General features: G+C 56.1%; 10 protein-coding genes. 2 read left to right on the top strand and 8 right to left on the bottom strand.

Annotated features, from left to right (window positions below; all coding sequences use genetic code 11):
- Positions 1-43 precede the first annotated feature (43 nt).
- From FQ668_RS15625 to FQ668_RS15605, 5 genes are read right to left on the bottom strand one after another with little or no spacing between them, the layout of a single operon-like run.
- Positions 44-1,546 (bottom strand): sucrose-6-phosphate hydrolase, encoded by a 1,503-nt coding sequence (locus FQ668_RS15625; protein WP_178095699.1) that lies wholly within the window; start codon positions 1,544-1,546, stop codon positions 44-46.
- Positions 1,543-2,688, bottom strand: coding sequence for an ABC transporter ATP-binding protein (locus FQ668_RS15620; RefSeq protein WP_014590922.1), 1,146 nt, complete (start codon positions 2,686-2,688; stop codon positions 1,543-1,545). Before FQ668_RS15620 ends, FQ668_RS15625 begins: the two co-directional genes overlap by 4 nt.
- Before the next feature lie 27 nt (positions 2,689-2,715).
- The gene (locus tag FQ668_RS15615; protein WP_014590923.1) at positions 2,716-3,558 is read right to left on the bottom strand and encodes a carbohydrate ABC transporter permease; all 843 of its coding nucleotides are present in this window, start codon (positions 3,556-3,558) and stop codon (positions 2,716-2,718) included.
- Complete coding sequence (locus FQ668_RS15610) at positions 3,555-4,517, bottom strand: carbohydrate ABC transporter permease (protein WP_014590924.1); 963 nt, start codon at positions 4,515-4,517, stop codon at positions 3,555-3,557. The genes FQ668_RS15615 and FQ668_RS15610 overlap by 4 nt, the downstream gene beginning before the upstream one ends.
- A 21-nt stretch (positions 4,518-4,538) precedes the next feature.
- Positions 4,539-5,813, bottom strand: a complete 1,275-nt coding sequence (locus FQ668_RS15605; RefSeq protein ID WP_019437135.1) for an ABC transporter substrate-binding protein — start codon at positions 5,811-5,813, stop codon at positions 4,539-4,541.
- A gap of 169 nt (positions 5,814-5,982) precedes the next feature.
- Between FQ668_RS15605 and FQ668_RS15600 the strand changes: the two genes are divergently transcribed.
- Both FQ668_RS15600 and FQ668_RS15595 read left to right on the top strand, forming a co-directional pair.
- Positions 5,983-7,548 carry a carbohydrate porin gene (locus tag FQ668_RS15600; protein ID WP_019437134.1) on the top strand — a complete coding sequence of 522 codons (1,566 nt, stop codon included), beginning with the start codon at positions 5,983-5,985 and terminating at the stop codon, positions 7,546-7,548.
- 160 nt (positions 7,549-7,708) lie between these two features.
- Entirely contained in the window at positions 7,709-8,617 is a 909-nt protein-coding gene (locus FQ668_RS15595) for a carbohydrate kinase (protein WP_019437133.1), read from the top strand.
- Positions 8,618-9,056: 439 nt separating this feature from the next.
- On the opposite strand, the gene FQ668_RS15590 is transcribed toward FQ668_RS15595, so the two are convergent.
- The 3 genes from FQ668_RS15590 to FQ668_RS15580 form a co-directional block, all read right to left on the bottom strand.
- The gene (locus FQ668_RS15590; protein ID WP_019437132.1) at positions 9,057-10,457 is read right to left on the bottom strand and encodes a hypothetical protein; all 1,401 of its coding nucleotides are present in this window, start codon (positions 10,455-10,457) and stop codon (positions 9,057-9,059) included.
- Between the two features lie 448 nt (positions 10,458-10,905).
- On the bottom strand, positions 10,906-13,872 hold the full coding sequence (locus FQ668_RS15585) for a DEAD/DEAH box helicase (protein WP_019437131.1): 2,967 nt from the start codon (positions 13,870-13,872) through the stop codon (positions 10,906-10,908).
- A 322-nt stretch (positions 13,873-14,194) separates the two neighbouring features.
- The gene (locus FQ668_RS15580; protein ID WP_026031835.1) at positions 14,195-18,160 is read right to left on the bottom strand and encodes a DUF4365 domain-containing protein; all 3,966 of its coding nucleotides are present in this window, start codon (positions 18,158-18,160) and stop codon (positions 14,195-14,197) included.
- Between the last annotated feature and the right edge of the window lie 23 nt (positions 18,161-18,183).

The following is an 18,183-nucleotide window of genomic DNA, read 5'->3' as shown; positions in this document are numbered from 1 at the left end:
CATGACACATTGCCCGGACTTCTCGCGACTCGAATGAGCTGTCTCACAGCCATCCAGAACCGAGAGACCACGCCTTGGGAATCGAGACACGCCCACCACCCCCGCTAGCCAGAAGCTTCACGCCCAGACTGTCGGGCCGCGGATAGAGGCGACTGCTGAGGCTGAAGTGCCCGTTTTCGTCGAATACCTCGATGGAGGAGCGATCGAGGAACACGCGCAGTTCAAGTCGCTCTTGTGTCGGGTCTATCGATACGCTGCGCTGGCCTGTGACTTGCGCACCCGAGCGGCTACGGTCAAGCACCAGGCGATGCAGTGATGCATCGTAGTAGAGCAGGGTTTCTTCACGGCCATCGTCGCTGCAGCGCAATGCAATTCCCAGGTGGCCGTCGGTGCAGCCGAGCAAGTCCAGATGCACGTGGATTTCGAGCATATCGCCTTTCACGTCCGGCACCCACCGGGACCCCGTCTCATCCCACCAGGGCGTACTCGGTAATGGCGTCTTGCGTAGGGCGGTGAGCTCCCGTGCCGGATACACGCAAAGGCGATCGGCGCACAGTTCAAGTTCGCGCGGTAAACAGAGCATGCCGCACCAGTGATGGTCCTGGCTCGGCATCGGGCTTTCCCACATGTCGAGCCACGCCCACACAAGGCGCCGACCATCAGCGGCCAGTAGCGTTTGCGCAGCATAGAAATCATGGCCGTTATCCAGCTCGATAAAAGGCCCTCCCGTGAAGTGCCATTCGCTATCGAGTCGGCCTACTCGATAACCCGTCTGGTACTTGTTGAGGCGGTCGTAACCATCGGCTTGCATGCCTTGGGGCGAGTACAGCAGTACATCGCGCCCACTCCGTCGAAACAGATCCGGGCATTCCCACATATAGCCATCACCCTCGCTGCCGCCGGACACATAGTCAAGGAACTCCCAGACGTGCAGATCCGTGGAGCGGTACAACGGCAGCAGCGGCACATCGCCCAGACGTGCGCCGGCAATCAGGTACCAATAGTCATCCTCCTGCCATACCTTGGGATCGCGAAAGTGCATGATGGTGTTGTGCGGCGCGGTGTCGATGACGGCGCCATGTTTGACGAAATGGATGCCATCGCTACTGGTTGCCAGACACTGGACTTGACGGATGAAGCGCTCGTCACCCACTTCCCCCAGCCAGGTGTGCCCGGTGTAGATCAGGGCCAGGGTATCGCCACACACCACGGCACTACCGGAAAAACAACCGTCACGATCGAAGTCATCGCCGGGTGCCAGTGCAATGGGCAGGTGCTGCCAATGAACCAGATCGGCACTCTTGGCGTGGCCCCAATACATCGGGCCCCATTTCGCGTCGAAGGGGTAATGCTGATAGAACACGTGATATTCGCCACGAAAGTACACGACCCCGTTAGGGTCGTTCATCCAGCCTGCCGGCGGCGCAATATGATAGCCCGGGCGATAATCGTGGATGACGCGCGAGATACCCTCACTCAGTGCACGCTGCGCAAGTTCAAGGGAAGAAGACATCGGGTCGCTCATGGTATTCAAAGACAAGGTCATAGGGCGCGTGCTCGGACTGAACGCAGAGAAATGTCATTCGGCAGGTTTTCAATGGCTTGTGGGTGGCGCTTCAAGGCCCTGCCGTCGGCGTCGAACAGGTGCAGGTGGTCTGTGTCCAGTTGCAGTTCGACCCGATCGCCTGCCTGCCATCCGGCGTTGACCTCGCAACGACAAGTCAGAAGCTCGTCCTGACCTGTTTCGAGGTGCACATACGTTTCGCTACCCAGGTACTCGACCCCCATCACGACGATGCCGGCGGTTTCTTCCGCCGCTTTGAGCGATACGTGCTCCGGGCGAATCCCCAAGCTCAGCAGCGTGCCCGCCGCCAGATCCGAGCTGTCGAAGGGCAGGGCGGTCATACCCAGAACGGGAGTATCGACTAGGCTGGTTTCGCCCGGGGCATGCAGGCGTGCCGGTAGAAAATTCATTTTCGGCGAACCGAGAAAACCGGCGACAAAGCGGCTCGATGGGCGTTCATAGAGCTCGCGCGGTGAACCGACCTGCTCCACGCGACCGCCATTGAGCACGATAATTTTGTCGGCCAGGGTCATTGCTTCCACCTGATCGTGGGTGACGTAGATCATGGTCGAGCCCAGTCGGTCATGCAGCCGGGCGATTTCGTTGCGCATCTGCACCCGCAAGGAAGCATCCAGGTTGGAGAGTGGCTCATCGAACAACAAGATGTCCGGTTCCCGCGCCATGGCTCTGCCCATCGCCACACGCTGACGCTGGCCTCCAGACAGTTCCTTTGGCTTGCGTTGCAGCAGGTTGTCCAATTGCAGGATCTGCGCAGTTTTCAGCACGCGCTCGCGCAGGCTGGTCTTTTCGGTCTTGGCCAGTTTGAGACCAAAGCTGATGTTGTCGTAAACGCTCATGTGCGGGTACAGCGCATATGACTGAAACACCATGCCGACGCCACGTTCGCGCGGCTCCAGGTCGTTTACCCGTCGCCCGTCGATCAGCAGGTCGCCGGCGCAGATCGAATCCAGTCCGGCGATCAGTCGCAGCAGGGTCGACTTTCCGCAGCCCGACGGGCCGACGAACACCACGAATTCACCCGCAGCGATCTCCAGGTTGATGTCGCGAAGAATCCGCACGCCACCCAGTTGTTTGTTCACGTTGTCCAGTTTCAATTTGATCACGATGCTGTTCCTTGTATTTGTTGGGCATCAACCCTTTAACGCGCCGGCAGTGAGGCCGGAAACGATTCGGCGCTGGAAGATCAGCACCAGAATCACCAGCGGGACGGTGACCAGCACCGATGCGGCCATTAACAGCCCCCAAGGCAGCTCATGGGGGCTGCCGCCGGAAATCAAGGCGATGGCGACCGGCACAGTGCGTTGGGTGTCGGTGAGGGTGAAGGTCAGGGCAAACAGGAACTCGTTCCACGCTGCGATGAAGGCCAATAAACCGGTAGTGGCCAGGGCGGGCCAGAGCAGCGGCAACAGCACGCGGGTCAGCGTGACCCAGGGCGAAGCACCATCCATGATTGCCGCTTCTTCCAGTTCATGGGGCAATTGCCCCATGAACGTGGTCAGCACCCAGACGGTGAAGGGCAGGGTGAAAATCGTGTAGCTCAGGATCAACGCCCAGGACGTGTTGTACAGGCCCAGGGCGCGGATCACTTCGAACAGCCCCGACAGCACCGCGACCTGGGGAAACATGGAGACGCCAAGGACCATCATCAATACTGTCCCACGCCCACGGAATTTCACCCGGCCCAAGGCATAGGCAGCGGTCAGGCTGAGGAACAGCGCCAGCGTCACCACGCACAGCGCAACCACCAGCGAATTACCAATTGCCCGCAGGAATGAGGCTTGGTGAAGTACCGCCGCATAATTGGAGAAGTCGGGGTGTTCGATCCAGTAGCTCACTTCGAACAAGGCGCTGGACGGCTTCAGCGAAGTCACGATGGCGTAGTAGAAAGGGAAGACCGCATACAGCAGCAAAACTCCGATCAGACACCAGAATCCGAGGCGCAACAGCGATTTTTTCAGTAGGCGCTGGCTCATGATCGAACCTCCATTTGACGGCGTCCGAGGTAGAGATAAAGCATGGCGATTACCGCAACCACCAGAAACAGCAGAGTCGAGGCCGCGCTGCCGTAGCCAACATCCTGGAACTCCACCAGGTGTTGGCGGGCATAGACCGACATGCTGATGGTGCTAGAAGAATTTGAGGTCAGCACATAGATGACGTCAAATACCCGCAGGGAATCGAGGATGCGGAAGATCGCGGCCACCAACAATGCAGGCATCAACAGGGGAAGCGTGACACGCCAGAACACTTTCAGCGGATGAATACCATCAACCCTGGCGGCTTCGTAGCAATCACTCGGCAACATCTGCAAGGCCGCCAACATCAGCAGCGTGACAAAAGGGACGGTCTTCCACACGTCGACGATGATCACTGCCCACATCGACAGATCCGCATCTGCCGTCCAGGCCAGAGGAGCGTCAATCAGGCCGAGACTCAGCATCAGGTGATTGATGATGCCGAATTGGTCGTTCAGCATCCATGACCATATCTTCGCCGAGACAATGGTCGGAATCGCCCAGGGAATCAGAATCAACGCACGCACCAGGGAACGGCCGGTGAACTGGATGTTCAACAGCAACGCCACCGACAGCCCAAGGATGACTTCCAGTCCCACCGACACCACAGTGAAATACAACGTGTTGCGCACAGCGTTCCACCATTGTGGATCGACCAGGATGCCCGACCAGTTGGAACCGTCGTGGAACAGGTAATTGCTCATGCCTACGAAGGAACCGCCACTGCTGTCCGCCAGACTGGCATCGGTCAGGCTGAACCAGAATGTGCGCAGCAGCGGCCATGCCGCCACCAGGGTCAGACACAGCAACATCGGTGTCAGAAATAGCCAGGCGGCGCGTACTCGGCGACTCTGTATGGGCGTTTCCCTGGTGAGCAGGCGCTCGTCACAGGAGGCATGGGTAGTAGAGACAGGCATGGTGATTTTCTTCCTTGTGGCCTACCAGTTCCGGCGTTTGATGCGTGTGAGTTCGCTTTCCAGTTCGACCAGCGCCTGATCGACGGGCAACTCGCCTGCCAGCACGCCGTGCACTCGATCGAAGAACGCATTGGAGACCCGTGGATAGCGAGCGGCGGTGATTGAAGCGGGGCGCATGACCCCGTCGTTGAGAATGCTGTGCAGCTGAGCGTAATAAGGCATGGCCGCGAGCAGCTCGGGATCTCGATACAGCGACTCGATAACCGGGTTATAGGCGCCTATCAGGGCACGATGTTTTTGCTGCTGGGCACTGGTCAGGTAGCTCACCAGCTCGGCGGCAAGTTTGGGATGGGCGCTGTAGCGCGATATCGCCAGGCCCCAGCCTCCGAGGGTGGATGCATGGCTGCCGGCCTCGCCGCCGCGGGGCAGGGGAGCGACCCCGACCTTGTCCTTTACGGCGCTGTCCTGGCTTTGCACCAAGGCCCAGACATACGGCCAGTTGCGCATAAACAGCGCATTGCCCGACTGGAATACGCCGCGTCCTTCTTCCTCGGTGTAATTGAGCACGCCACGCGGGGAGATGTCGCCTACCCAGCTTTTGGCCAGGGTCAACGCCGCTCTTGAGGCCTGGCTGTTGACCACGATGTCGCCTCGTGGATTGACCAGCCCGCCGTCCGGTTGGCTGCTGATCCATTCCAGCGCGTTACACGTCAGGCCTTCGTAGGCACGCCCTTGAAAGATGTACCCCCAGGCGTTGGCGTTGCCGGCATTGCGCTCGGCCTGTTGTACATCCTTGGCGGTTGCGGTCATTTCCTCCCAAGTCTGGGGGACTTGTTTGTTGTATTTCTCGAGCAAGTCCTTGCGGTAATACAGCAGGCCCGAGTCGGTGAACCACGGCATCGTCACCAGCCGTCCGTTCACCGTGGCGTTGTCCACCTGCGCCTGGAAGTAGCCTTGGGTTGCATCGGCGGGCAGCACCTCGCGCAAATCCAGCAGATGTTTGGCCAGCATCCCCGGCCACACCATGTCGATCTGAATGATGTCGATGTCGCTGGACTGCGCACTGAGGATCTGTTGATAGAACGACAACCGCTCGGTTGCCGAGTTAGGCGTGGACACCACCTCGACGTGATTGCCGGTCTGTTGAGACCACGCCTCGACGGCCTCTTTGCACAGTTGTAATTCCGCGCCCACCGCACCGCAGGAAATCGTCAGATTGCCTGCGCTGGAGAGGGATGGAAGCCCGGCGCAAAGGGCAAGCAGTGCTGCTGGAAAGAGTGTTTTGAGCTGTTTCATAAAGCCCTCTTTATTTTTGTTTTTAGAAAAGTTAACGTTAACATCGCCAAATGTAGCAGCGTATTAGCGATGAGGCATCCTTTTTTTTCTTGATTTTGACAATCAACATTTCACGAAAAAAGAGGCCGGTCGCAGGACAAAAAATAAAAACAAAACAGGAAATCCCCCCATGCAGAAAGCATCAAGCTGGGTACTCGCAGGCGTACTCGGCACCTCGGCGGCCAACGCTCAGGCCGCGACTTTGGAAGAGCGCATGGCCGCGTTTGAAGCCCGTGCCGCCGCTGCGGAAAAACGTGCAGCCGCCGCCGAACAACAAACCCAGGCGCTCGCCAGGGAACTGCAGCAGCTCAAACAGTCCACTGCCGCCTTGCAGCCTGCTGCGTCCACTGCGACCACCACTGTGATGCCCAGTTTGGATACGCGGTTGGCAAAACTCGAAGCCCGTCAGCAAAGTATGGAGAAGGAGGGCAGTACCGGGCACCTCACCGACGGGTTCAGCTTCAAGGGTTACGCCCGCTCCGGATTGCTGATCAACGATGGCCTGGGGGGCGGGCGGGGCGGTCCTTATACAACGCCTGCCGGTTCAGTCGGTGGCGCAGTCGGGCGACTGGGTAATGAAGACGATACTTACATGCGTATAGACCTGTCGAAAGAAGCCTATGCGCAGAACGGCACTCATTCCAAATTCACGGTTTCCATCGCCGATGGCGTGGAAAGCTCCAATGACTGGACGGCCGCTGAAAGTAACCTGAACGTACGCCAGGTATTTGCGGAACTCGATCATCTCGCCGCATTCAAGGGCAATTCGATGTTCGAGAACGCCACCCTGTGGGCAGGCAAGCGATTCGACAGGGACAACTTCGATATCCATTGGCTGGACTCGGACGTCGTCTTTCTGGCCGGCACCGGGGGTGGTATCTACGACGTACAGATGAAAAAGAACTGGCGCTCGAATTACTCGTTGATCGGGCGTAACTACGGGGATTTCAGTGAGGGCGGTCTCAATGCCGATGTGGAAAGCTACATCCTCACCTCCAACCAGTTCTTCGATAATGGTCAGTGGCAGTGGATGTTCAATGGCATTGGCTCAAAGAAAAACGACTTCGGCACTCGCACCAATGAAGCGGGCCTGAAGCCTGCGGACTCCGGCTTGCACAGCATGGTGGCCAACCACCAGAAAAACTTTTTCGGCAGGGAAGGCTTCTTCAAAACGGCGCTGCTCTATGGGCAAGGTCTGGGGGCAGAGGTCAAGAACATCGGCTCAGATGGCGAACTCATAGACGATGCCCGCGCTCTGCGTCTGGCACTTTACGGTGAGACATCCCTTGCGCCCGACTGGCGTATCGGCCCCAGCGTGCTGGCCGAACAGAGCAAGGATAGATACGTCGAGGGTGACGACTACCGCTGGCTGACCCTGAATGTGCGCTTGGCCAATAAAATCAACAGAAATTTCGAGATGGCCTACGAAATAAGCTGGCAAACCATGAACCTGGACCCGAAGGACTACCTACAACGTAATGCGGTCGACGGTAACTTTTGGAAATTCACTGTCGCCCCGACATTCAAACCTGAGGTTGGAGATCTTCTTACACGTCCCGAACTGCGAGTGTTCGCAAGCTTCATGAGCTGGTCTTCGGATCTGGACAGATTCAGTACCACAGACTCCTTTGGCATGACGGACTTCGAAGCCGGAGGTGTATGGCAATACGGTATACAAATGGAAACCTGGTTTTAATGTATGAACGCGTGCGGCCAACATCTGCTTTGAGGTTGGCTATGAGAACTTCACTAACCTCAACAAACCCTGCCTTTCATCAAAGCGCACTGAGTAAGTGATTACCGGTCGAGTCTGATCACCCAGCAGTTCCCTACGACAAAAAATTGAGGAAATGACGATGGTATTGCCTCGCGCAGTAGTGTTTGGTGAAGCCCTGACCGATCTTGTCCAAGGCACTCCTGGACAGTGGATGGGCTACCCGGGTGGTGCTCCCTGGAACGTTGCACGAGCGCTAAGTCGCTTGGGTGTCAGCAGCGCTTTTGCTGGGTCGGTGAGCATGGATTCACTGGGTGACGAGATCGTTTCGCAGTCGGAAGCGGCAGCATTGGATATGAGGTTTATCCAACGGGTAGAGCGAGATCCTTTGGTCGCCATCATTCCATCCAGCCGTCCTCCAAGGTACTTTTTTGCTGGAGATGCCGATCTGTTTTTTGATCCGGATCTGATGCCAGAAGGATGGATCAACCAGGTAGAGCTGTGCCATTTCAGTTGCATCAGTTTGGCTCGACAGCCACTCGCAGACAGGCTGGTTAAAATTGCTCAGCAGGCCAAAGAAGTCGGTAAACGGATTAGCTATGATCCGAACTGGCGCAATTTAATGGATAGCCATTATCGGGAGCAGACCTTCCCTAAGATGACCACTCTTGCTGACATGGTTAAGCTTTCCGACGAAGACCTTCGGCAAATTTATCCAGGGCTGACAGAACACCAGGCAATAGATGAGCTTCGCGCTCTTAATCCTCAGGCGCAGATCCTTTTTACTCGAGGGGAACACGGGATGATTCTCCATACCCCGGACAGCCAGCTCGAACAGCCGGCGATTGCCGTGAAGGTGGAGGACACGGTTGGAGCAGGAGACGCTTGTATGGCTGGTTGGCTGGCGGCGGAGCTACTGGGGATCGCGGACTTGAGAGAGCGCCTGCAATTTTCAGCGGCTTGCGCATCCATATCTTGCCGCCATGCCGGAGCCCATGCTCCAGCGTTAGCTGATGTGGAGGGTTTGCTGCAACTGCTAAAACATACTTGATCAGGGTTGCTGGCGCCGAGGAGTCGTCTAAGTAAAAAGACGCGGCGCCGAATCCAAGGGAGCTCAAGAGCATTTCTGACGTAGCATCTCATTTAACAAGTGGGCGATGTCAGATGTTCATAAGACGCTCTCCAGCGCACTGCACTTGGCTCAATAGCTCAAAACGAATGCGATTGTTCATAGATCCATGTTTATTGACGAGATTTTCCGCTCGTCTGGTCGATGCGAACTTTGGCAGCTCCTCAGCGGTGAGGACGCTGCGGTACCGGGCAGGGAGTCGCATTGGGGGCTTGCCATCACAAAATTCCTTTCCGTAGATGGCTGGGAACCCTACCGAATTTCAATTTTCGAAGGGCGTCGATTGGTTTCTTGGGGTTTCGTAAAGTCCCATTCGTTTCGTATGACGGATTAGCCCCTAAAATACGCAGGTGACTCTACTTCACATAGGCATCTGCCACCCAGACTTCACCCATCGGAACTTTGGCTCTTGAACCTTCGGCCCGCCGAAGTCTTCACCTTCAATCTTGAAGCACCTGGCCATCAGATCCCGCACCCCCCCCAAGCGCTCCATGGCAGTGAGTTCCTTGGTGATGTCCTTGACAACCGTTGTAAACGCCTTAGTCGATTCTGACTTCAAGAACTCGGGAGTGGAGAGAGCGAAATCCCGGTCGGGTAACGAAACCCCAAATAGACTAGTAACAGAGCTTGCCGCCTTGATTAGAAAGCTCCCCTGGATACCTTGGGCAGACCTGAGACCGTAGCTGCGTTTAAGGTCGCCGCAAATCTTGTCGACATCATCCATGAGCTTGGTGATGCGCTTGTTTCCACTCGCGAGCCCTTGCTCGTCGAAGGCAACTCGAATGGCCTTTAGGGTTTCACGCATCGTTACGAAATGGTCTTCGCTGCGGATCTGTCGAGCTGCCTCGATCGCACTGGAAACGCTTCCGGCGGATTGAGTCAGCCATGCCGAAAACAAGGGCAGGTCCAAAGCAACGGTCTGAGTTGCTCCGTGCGACCGGATTTCCGAAATGCTCGTACTGGTTTTGTCCGAGAGGTTTGCCAGGAGGCGGGCGGTGAAGTCATGGCCGAAGGCGCCGGATTTCTTCATCCAGTGCACTTGATAGGCATGCCTGATGGGATGAATGAATGAGTCTGCTTTCAGGTGTTTGGCTGCAGTCGTGTAATAAATTGATTTGTACGCGAGCCAGTTCAGCGAGGCGACGAACATCTCGAGTTGCTTGGTGGGACCTCCGTAGGCACCAGGATACTCTCTAGTGAACTCTGACTTGCTGAATTCGTGGCCATCCGAACCCACTAGCTTGACATCTTTCGACCAACGTCCGCGCGTTTCACTGGCATCGCTTAACTCTGCGAAGATTGCTGCGCTTAGGGCACTGTATTTGCCATAGTCGTCGGACGCACGGTAGCCCAGCATCCTCATGGTTAGGTAATACACACTGGAGGCTTGATCCCAGGTGCAGACCATGTTCATTTTCAGTTGCTCCAAAAGGGCACTAAAGTCCTCATCCACGAACTCGCCGCCGCGAATTTCAGGACGAATCAGCGATGCTTCTTTTTGAGCGAGCGTATCAACCCCGTCCAGCCCGAACTCGGAAGGCGACAAGAACCTGAGGTAGGGGAATTGTTGCTTGCGGCTTTCTCTGTGATCTGCTTTGTAGTTGTCTATACAGAGGAGGTCGTCGTAAAAGAGGTTGCCTTGCAGGAAATTCTCTAACGCGCACAGGTCTCCATTGATCGTATCGCTGGTCTTGACCGCAACCGCGCCGGTGGCGCGCTGGACGGCAGTGAGGGTGGCGTTGTCTATCAGTGCGTAGGTCATGTATTCATTGCCCATCCTAGTGTGGCTGAGACTATAACCACTGAGATTGGATGGTGGCTATATTCGACGGGCAGTCTTCGCGAACCATGGAGCATGGTCTTGGCGCAGGTGAAGCGCCTTATTCGACTGCACGCTCATTGGCGCAGTTCATACGCGCTTGAGCGTGTAATCAAGTGGATGGGCTCGACTATGCTGGGCCATTCACGATCGGATTGACATCAGGTGCTGGAATACAAAAGAAATACGTCGAGCAACCAGCGATGAATCGGGGAGGGCAGCGATCCATTGAGTGCATTTGGATAATTCTCGAGGCATCTTGATAACTGCTAGCCATTGCAATGCAATGGCTGGGCGCCGATCTGTGGTAGTGCCAAGTAGAATTTAAGTTCACCCTCAGGCCGGGCGGTGCGAAACCTCGACACATCGCATCTTCCAGCACCCGCTACAGCTACTCACTCACTAGCCAGTAAGCTTTTGCCGCGCCCTGACGTGCGTAGCCTATGCAGAACGCCATCAAATCGCTCATGCGCTCATCAACCATGGTGCGCCGAATGCCAGGTTGAACGCCTACCACCGTGAAGGTAAGAGCTGTTGCAGGTGTTGACCGCAGCAACTTGTAGGTTTCATCCCAGTCCCCGCTGACAAAGTACGAAGGAGATGTGTGTCTGCGATGCATGCGATCTTCCATATGATGCAGCAAGGTCGCGACGTTGCAGAAGTAAGCTGACTTTACCAGCTGTCCCGCAACCTCATACACATCACCAACTCGCCCTCCATTAGCTGGCCCTCCTGCACCTTTACAGTGATAGAGGGTTACGTTCACTTCATGGGCTGCATTGACAGTAACGCAGATGTAGTCGGCGGCCTCGCCTGAGCGATGGTCGTAATACAAACACCGGAGATCTGGAAGCGTCAGAAGGTATTGCTCCAAGTGCTCCTGCACAGTTGCTTGGCCATTGAGCTCTGCACGTCGCGCCAGTGTGCGAGGCTCCTGATTGTTCGGCAGGAACTCCACCTCGATCGCGCAACCTGTCCAATCGATTGACTCCGCATCACCTGGAGCAAGTGCGAGGGATCTGAGAAGAGGGGCAGCGATTTTGTTTAGCCCTTCAAACGAAGACTTATCTGTTGCATAGAAAATAGGAGGGTACTCACTAAGCCAATCGGCCAATGGCATCCAGCCATCCTGGCTAGACTCGATCGTCATTGTGGCATCTGGTTCCAGGCAGCGAATCAGTTGGCCACCCTCAAGACTCAGGCGCATACGGATCTGCCCCTCAGCATGAACGATCGAAAAATCCAAGTGCCCGGCTTGTGGATCGCACTCAAAGTCCTGTATATCCCACTCCACAAGCCTAGAGGTTTGTAATTCTTGTTCTTGCGTAGTCCTGAAGTGAATACGAGGATTGCGAGTGAGGCCTTGCCGCGACCAGTTGGCTGCCATCACCGCTTCTGGTAGCTCCCGAAGAGTCGTAGTGGTTCTGACCAAGTCGAGGTGTGTTTGGCTAAACGCAGCATCTCCTACGATGCGCCCATGAAGCGTCTGCACCCAAGCAAAGAAGTCAGGAACGGATAGGCGCTGATTGCTCCAGATTCTGGAGCTGCTACTGGCTCCGATGGTTTCACGCACCTGGCCGTTCATGCCACTTCCGAAGTAGTGACCCTGAGCGTAAGCGCGGCTGTCACCGGCAGTGACCGCGCGCTCGGCTTGAGGGCCAGTTAGGGTTCGATAAGTTTCGACTTGCGAATTGAAGGTCGTGTTCTGCAAGCCAACAGCAAAAAACCTCATCTCCTCCAGTCCGGCCCTCGCTCGGCTCGTTTCTTCATAGCTCAACCCTCGGCTGCCGGCACGGCAAACGATATCCATGATGGTCAGGTACAGCTTCTCTGTCCTGAGGGTTGAGCCGATGAAGCAATAGCTCGATTCAGGAAAATACATCAGCAAGAAGGCCTCGTGCCGAATATCAGTGAGCGTGTTTGAGGTCGACCAGTTCGGAGGTGCTTCATCTGCTGTCAATACGAGAGACAGATTGCCATCTGGCGTTCCCCACTGCTTCACAATCCGAAGCACTCGACCGACCTTTTCTCCTAGCAAGTCGAAATCCGGCCTGCGACTGCAGTGAAACCCTCGGACGTGCGCGTACAAATTGAAGGACAACGCAGACACCGATTCATAGTCAGATTCAGTCATCCGACGCACCGGCAAGCTTTCGATGAATTCTTGGGCTTCAACTGCGCCCTGGATCTCAGCAAGCGCGGCATCATCAATCATCTGAGCCAGATCGACTCCCTCTCTGAGCAGAGTCGCGGTCGCCTCACGCAATCTGAATGCCGGTGCAATGAGGGTTGGGCGTCCCGTGGCGTTGTCGATCCTAGCGAATCTGCCGATGAACTGGATTGTGGGTACCAGTGATTTGTGGGGTGCGTGCAACGCGGCGACCTTCAGTTTTGGGAAGTCATAGCCCTCGCCAAACATGTCTACGCAGATGATGGCCTTCAATTCACCAGAAATGAGCTTTGCTTCAATTGAGTCCTGTTGTCGTTTGGTCAGTCGGCTGCTTATGGCGGCGACGGAAACGCCCAATTGCTCGTAGATCGGGACGAGCGCTTGCGCGGAAGATATGGTCGAGGCGCGTACGAAAAGCCTATGATCAAAACCGTTAGCAATATCTTCTTCGAGCTGTGCCACTGCAGTTTGGGCAATCACCCGATCAACATGCTCATCATCAAGCTCGTTATCTATTGGGGCCTCCCTAAAGACGATAGGGTCGAACGCCCCTTCAGATACGGCTCTCATCACAGGATATCGGTAGACTAGCTTGCCCGGAATAACGCGGTCATCGCGCCTGAAGGGTGTTGCTGTCAAGAATATAAATCGAGCGGTCGAGTAGTGATCAAGATACGCTGCCCAAGAGTCCGCCGGCGCATGGTGAGCTTCATCGAAAATTACCAGGTCAAAGAGGTCGGGCGCTGCGCCTGGGGCAATCATTGGCGAAGAACTACCGGGGGTTGAGATCACGACGTCGAACTCCCGCAACTGTTCCCAAGCCTCGGGTGTTATCGGCCGCCCCGAATGCAAGTGAGCGGAAGGTAGCGGCCCATCTTCAGGTAGCGCACCGATGCGCCTGAGTGTTGACAGGGTGGAAAAATGCGAGTGCACCTGTTTGCGCAGAGCACTTGATGGCTCGACGACGAGGATCCGGGTTGCTCCAAGCAGAAGCGGTAGCGACATCATCAATGATGTCTTTCCATAGCCAGTGGGCAGGCAGATGATCGCGGGATCGTCTTGCACAGAGAAATGGGCCAATGTTGCATGCATTGCGCCAAGCTGGCCCGGCCTGAAGCCGCTATTAGGCGCGTCAGCTTGCTGAAGAAGGTTGAGTGATCCCGCCTGTTCTACGAAAAAGCCAGCCATTTCGACCATCCTTGGATATTTCTAACCAATCGTAATGTGCGACGGACTTTAAACAAGTGGTGAAGGTACAAATTTCTTTCAGCATCTCCTAGCTTCTGCTTGCTTCAGCAGGCATGGGGACTGAGGTTCCACCCGTGAATCGCCACTGGTCTCCAATAGACGCGACGCAATTCCAGGGCTGCAGCTCGCAAACCTCTACTGGGATCTTGTCCCAGGCCCACATCGTCAGAGCAGCTTCCGGACCAGTCTTTGTAGAGAAATGGTGCCCCTCAGGCTCGGCCACGCCAAAGCCGCGCACAGTCCAGCGCTTGCGGCGCCGCACTCATCCTCCGAATTTGGGTCTTTGCGCCGCTATTCGTGCTGTGGTGTAGGCGTTGGCGAACTCGGACTGGTCAATTGTGCCCCTCGTTAGGCTCTCATTAAGCTCGGTATAGATTCGCAACCCTTCGCTAGCCGCTACGGATTCCAACTGAGCACATTTCGAACCCAGCAACCGGATAGCAACCCTCTCAAGACGCTCGTCCATCTGGTCACCATGATGAGATTCGACTAACAGCCTGTAAACCGCCCAGAGTCCTTTAGCGCTGGCCTTTGCCAAATGCCCCCTGAGTGCGGCGGCGATGATCAAAATGACAATGGTCTCAAGGGCCTGATCAGGGGCATCACTTTTCATGGCTGCTTTGACATGCCAGTGTCGCATCAGCGCTGCTAGCCCAATCTCAGGAAGCAAAGCCTGATCCACCAGAATACGTAGCACCGATGCGGCATGCTCCAACACTTTCTCAAAGGTCGCGCGGTAATCCCAGAGCGCCGAGACTACTGAGATGAACCTGGGTTCTGCGTCAAGGATTTCTACGGCTTGACGTACGGTTCGTGCAGTAAAGGCAGCCGGGGGAAGCAGCCGTACAATCTCGGACAGCTGCACGATTACCCTGACCTTCCATTCGCACAGCTGCGCAATTTTGCCGGCTTTTTCAATGGGGGAGAGCTGCCCAACCTCTGTCAGTGCGGCCAGGACATCAAGCGTGCAGAAACCATCGACCTCGGAACCTGCGGCACAAAATATCCGCAGCGACTCGTCATCAGAATAGAGCCGGTACCGTTCCGGCTCTTTGCCGAGTATCTCCACCATTTCACTGTTGCTGCGCCCAATGACCCTGGCGGGCGATGCTTCGCTTGCCTCCTCTGGAGGGGAGGGCTGGAGGATCGAGGCTAGATGGGGTTTCAAAGCGTTCTGTAGCTCCAAACATTTGCTTCGCTTTGGGCTTCCAAATACGGGGTTCGTGAACTCGGCAAGCTCCTCCATCGTGGCCCTGGAAACCGCAATTTGACCGAAGAAAGTAATGACGGCGTCGATCAGCCCCAAGTCGTTAAGGACTAACAGCGCTGTCCAATCCAGCAAAGGCATTCGCTTGCGCAGGGCATCGGCACCGATCGGTTGCCACCCCGTATCGTTGACCATCACCAAGTGATACTGGCGATCATCCCGGCTGGACACCTTGGCAACTTCCCACAGGTGTACAATATCGGAAATGTAAGACAGCACCAGCCGCGGGCGCCACGAGAAAGGGACGGTGTTTAATCCCTGCTGTAGGGATCGCTCCATCCGTTTCTGGAACGCTTCTCTGTCGGGCGTCATTCCAGTCAGTACTTTCAGGCTTTCCACCAACTCCGTGCCAGAGGCGCCCTCTCGAATTTCGCCTCTCCAGAGCATCCGGGAATTCGGGAAATTCCTGAAAAATGCTTCAGCGCGTGTTCGGAACTGCTCTCTATCCCTGGCAAGTTCGATGTCACTGCGTCCCCCCAGAGTGCCGCTCAGGTGCATCATCAAGTAGGTGCCTTCCTGGCTCTCTACACTCTGATCTACCAATTCGCCTGCTCGTAGGGCTAGCTCCAGTAGCCGGTCGCTCGTTGGGTCGGAAAACTGGATGAGAAAGAACAGTAATTTCACGAACTCCAATTGTTCCCCTTTGGATCTCGCAGTTTCGAGTGCTCTTTCCGCTGCCTCCACGGCGTCATCGACGTATCCGCAACGTGTGGCAATCGTCGCATAGGTGTTCAGGGCCAGTGGGTCGTCAGATCCTGTGGCTACAATTTTCAACAACCGATCGCGGGCCTTTTCCGTTTCGCCCAAGTGATCAAGTGCCAACGCCTCGAAGGCCCCCATTCGATCACCAGGCTCAACTCGGACTCGATTGCTTTGACACAGCTCTACGAGGCCTTGCCAATCTTTCAAAGTCACCAAGGCTAAACCAAGCCGCGCAGCCACCGCAGGCGAGAGGACATAGTGCTCAGTGATCCTTTCGGAGAGTTGAACACACGCCTGCGCGCTTTGCGGATCGGTGGGGTCAAGCTCGTGGATGAGGGTGAGTGCAATACTGACGGGCCGATCCAGTTCCTCATACCTGGCCTGCAGCGTCCTCAACGCCTCATCCTTGGCCAACCTGCTGATTTCCAACTGGAGGTAAAACTGTGCGAGGGCGGCTTCGGGGGCCAGAGCAGGATCTGCTTCGAGCAGCCCCATCCACTGGTTCACAAGGCCGGTCTGAACTGATTTGTGAGCCGAAATTGAGGCTGCGGTGACAGCCGACCCAAACAGGGGATGGCTGCGACCCACGTTACCGACGTATGCGCCAAAGCCTTGATAGCATGCCCGAAATTTACGGGTTTCATAGAGCAAAAGCGTGCTCCAGAGCTGCTTGTCAGGTGAGTCGGGCAACTGATCATTTGCCGACAACGCGAGGGTGAAGTCTGCCAACTGACCCGCAATGCCGCGTAAGACCTCATGGATATGGGGCAAGTCCGGACGCTTCTGCGCAGCATCCTTCAGGTCTGCAAGTATCGACTCTGCCTTGCCAAGGGCCGATGCTGTGGCCCCCCAGATGTCGACGAGCTGCTCTATGTTGGAGCCCCAGCCAGATGCTTTTATGGACAGGACAGCATCGTTAATCGCAACCCAAGCTTCCTCGAGCTTTTGAAGGTCTACACCCGGAAGACCTGCGGGTGGGATAGATTCACGTCGCGGCGTAGTGGCGGTGGCCACTGCGAGGGAAAATTTGGCTCGGGCCCTAAGCAACAGCAACAGTTCACGAATGTCATCGGACGCGTCACAGGCTTCAAGGCCCGCCTCGCAGTCCGTCAGGGCATTTGCCGGTTCTTCAGACAGCCAATGTGCAAACGCTCTGGCGAAAGACCGTTGAGGTTCCGCAAGCAAATTCGCCTGCTCAACGGCCAACTCGTAATGCCCTTGCACGGCATGCAGCCGGGAGCGAATGGCAATGATGGCTGGATCTTCACCTTCCAGTAAATCATGTAGCTCTGCAAGTGAGTCGCTATCGTTCTCGAATCGGATGCGGATCTCCGCTTCCACCTGGGCTGCTTGGAACTTGGGGAGCGGCGTTACCTCGTACGCGTTCTGGTAGGAAGAGACTGCCGCTTTGTTATCTCCCGTTTGAACCTGCCAGTTGCCACGTAGGCGCCAATATTCTGCGCGCTCAAGGGTGGCCGACCCTTCGAGTTTTGGCTCTGCCTCATCGAGCTGGATCTTCGCTCGATCCAGCGCGGTGACCTGTAGATCTGCCTTGGCCTGAGTCAAGTTCCAGGCAAGCGTGCCGCGAGCTGGGTTGACCCAGTAGTCTTCCGTTGGGCCTGCCAAGGCGTTCATCAGTGCGGAGCCTCGTGCAGCCACGCCTTTTACCACGCCCTGAACCAGGGTTAAGCGGTCATCTGCTTGCATCCCTGGGTGTGTTTGCTCTGTGCGCTCACTCAGGATATGCCCCATGCGAGACAGTTCGTTCTGGTGGCGAATGTCCTTTGAGAGATCCGTAGCTCTTTTTAGTACGTTCTTTGTGGGCGCACGAAGGGTGACGTATCTGCGTTCGGCGGACAGATCGTCGACCGAGATGCGACTCAGCTCATCCCTGAGCCAAACATAGAAGAGGGGGCAGTCGACAGGATCTTCGTTCACCGATAGGTCGCAGATCACCAAGAGCACCGGTTCTACGGCACGGGCGTAATAGCGGACAGTGGTGGCTTTCAGAGATACTGAAATGTATTCGCCATCCGCCGTCAGGCTCGGAGAGCGGGTGCCTTTAAGTTGGATACGGAAAATATCCGTCGCGCGTTGATTCGGCGTGGTCTGCACTTGGAAGTCATAGCCATAGTCGTCAGTCCCTTCCAGGCTTTGCACTCGCCAATCCTTGGGATGTCGAGCCATCAGGCAACGTGTTGCATCGGCATTGATGTCGTGCTGATCACCCGTCCCAGGTAGAGGCCCGTCAACTGGCATGGTGCTTCCTCGGTATTATCAAA

Source organism: Pseudomonas sp. Kh14 (assembly GCF_900291005.1).
Taxonomy (GTDB): domain Bacteria; phylum Pseudomonadota; class Gammaproteobacteria; order Pseudomonadales; family Pseudomonadaceae; genus Aquipseudomonas; species Aquipseudomonas alloputida.
This window is presented reverse-complemented; position numbering and strand designations above follow the sequence as displayed.

Excerpts from the sequence above, each read along its gene's own strand:
- FQ668_RS15615 (WP_014590923.1), bottom strand. The coding sequence starts at position 3,558 with ATGAGCCAGCGCCTACTGAAAAAATCGCTGTTGCGCCTCGGATTCTGG.
- FQ668_RS15625 (WP_178095699.1), bottom strand. The coding sequence starts at position 1,546 with ATGACCTTGTCTTTGAATACCATGAGCGACCCGATGTCTTCTTCCCTT.
- FQ668_RS15610 (WP_014590924.1), bottom strand. The coding sequence starts at position 4,517 with ATGCCTGTCTCTACTACCCATGCCTCCTGTGACGAGCGCCTGCTCACC.
- FQ668_RS15585 (WP_019437131.1), bottom strand. The coding sequence starts at position 13,872 with ATGGCTGGCTTTTTCGTAGAACAGGCGGGATCACTCAACCTTCTTCAG.
- FQ668_RS15595 (WP_019437133.1), top strand. The coding sequence starts at position 7,709 with ATGGTATTGCCTCGCGCAGTAGTGTTTGGTGAAGCCCTGACCGATCTT.
- FQ668_RS15580 (WP_026031835.1), bottom strand. The coding sequence starts at position 18,160 with ATGCCAGTTGACGGGCCTCTACCTGGGACGGGTGATCAGCACGACATC.
- FQ668_RS15590 (WP_019437132.1), bottom strand. The coding sequence starts at position 10,457 with ATGACCTACGCACTGATAGACAACGCCACCCTCACTGCCGTCCAGCGC.
- FQ668_RS15600 (WP_019437134.1), top strand. The coding sequence starts at position 5,983 with ATGCAGAAAGCATCAAGCTGGGTACTCGCAGGCGTACTCGGCACCTCG.
- FQ668_RS15605 (WP_019437135.1), bottom strand. The coding sequence starts at position 5,813 with ATGAAACAGCTCAAAACACTCTTTCCAGCAGCACTGCTTGCCCTTTGC.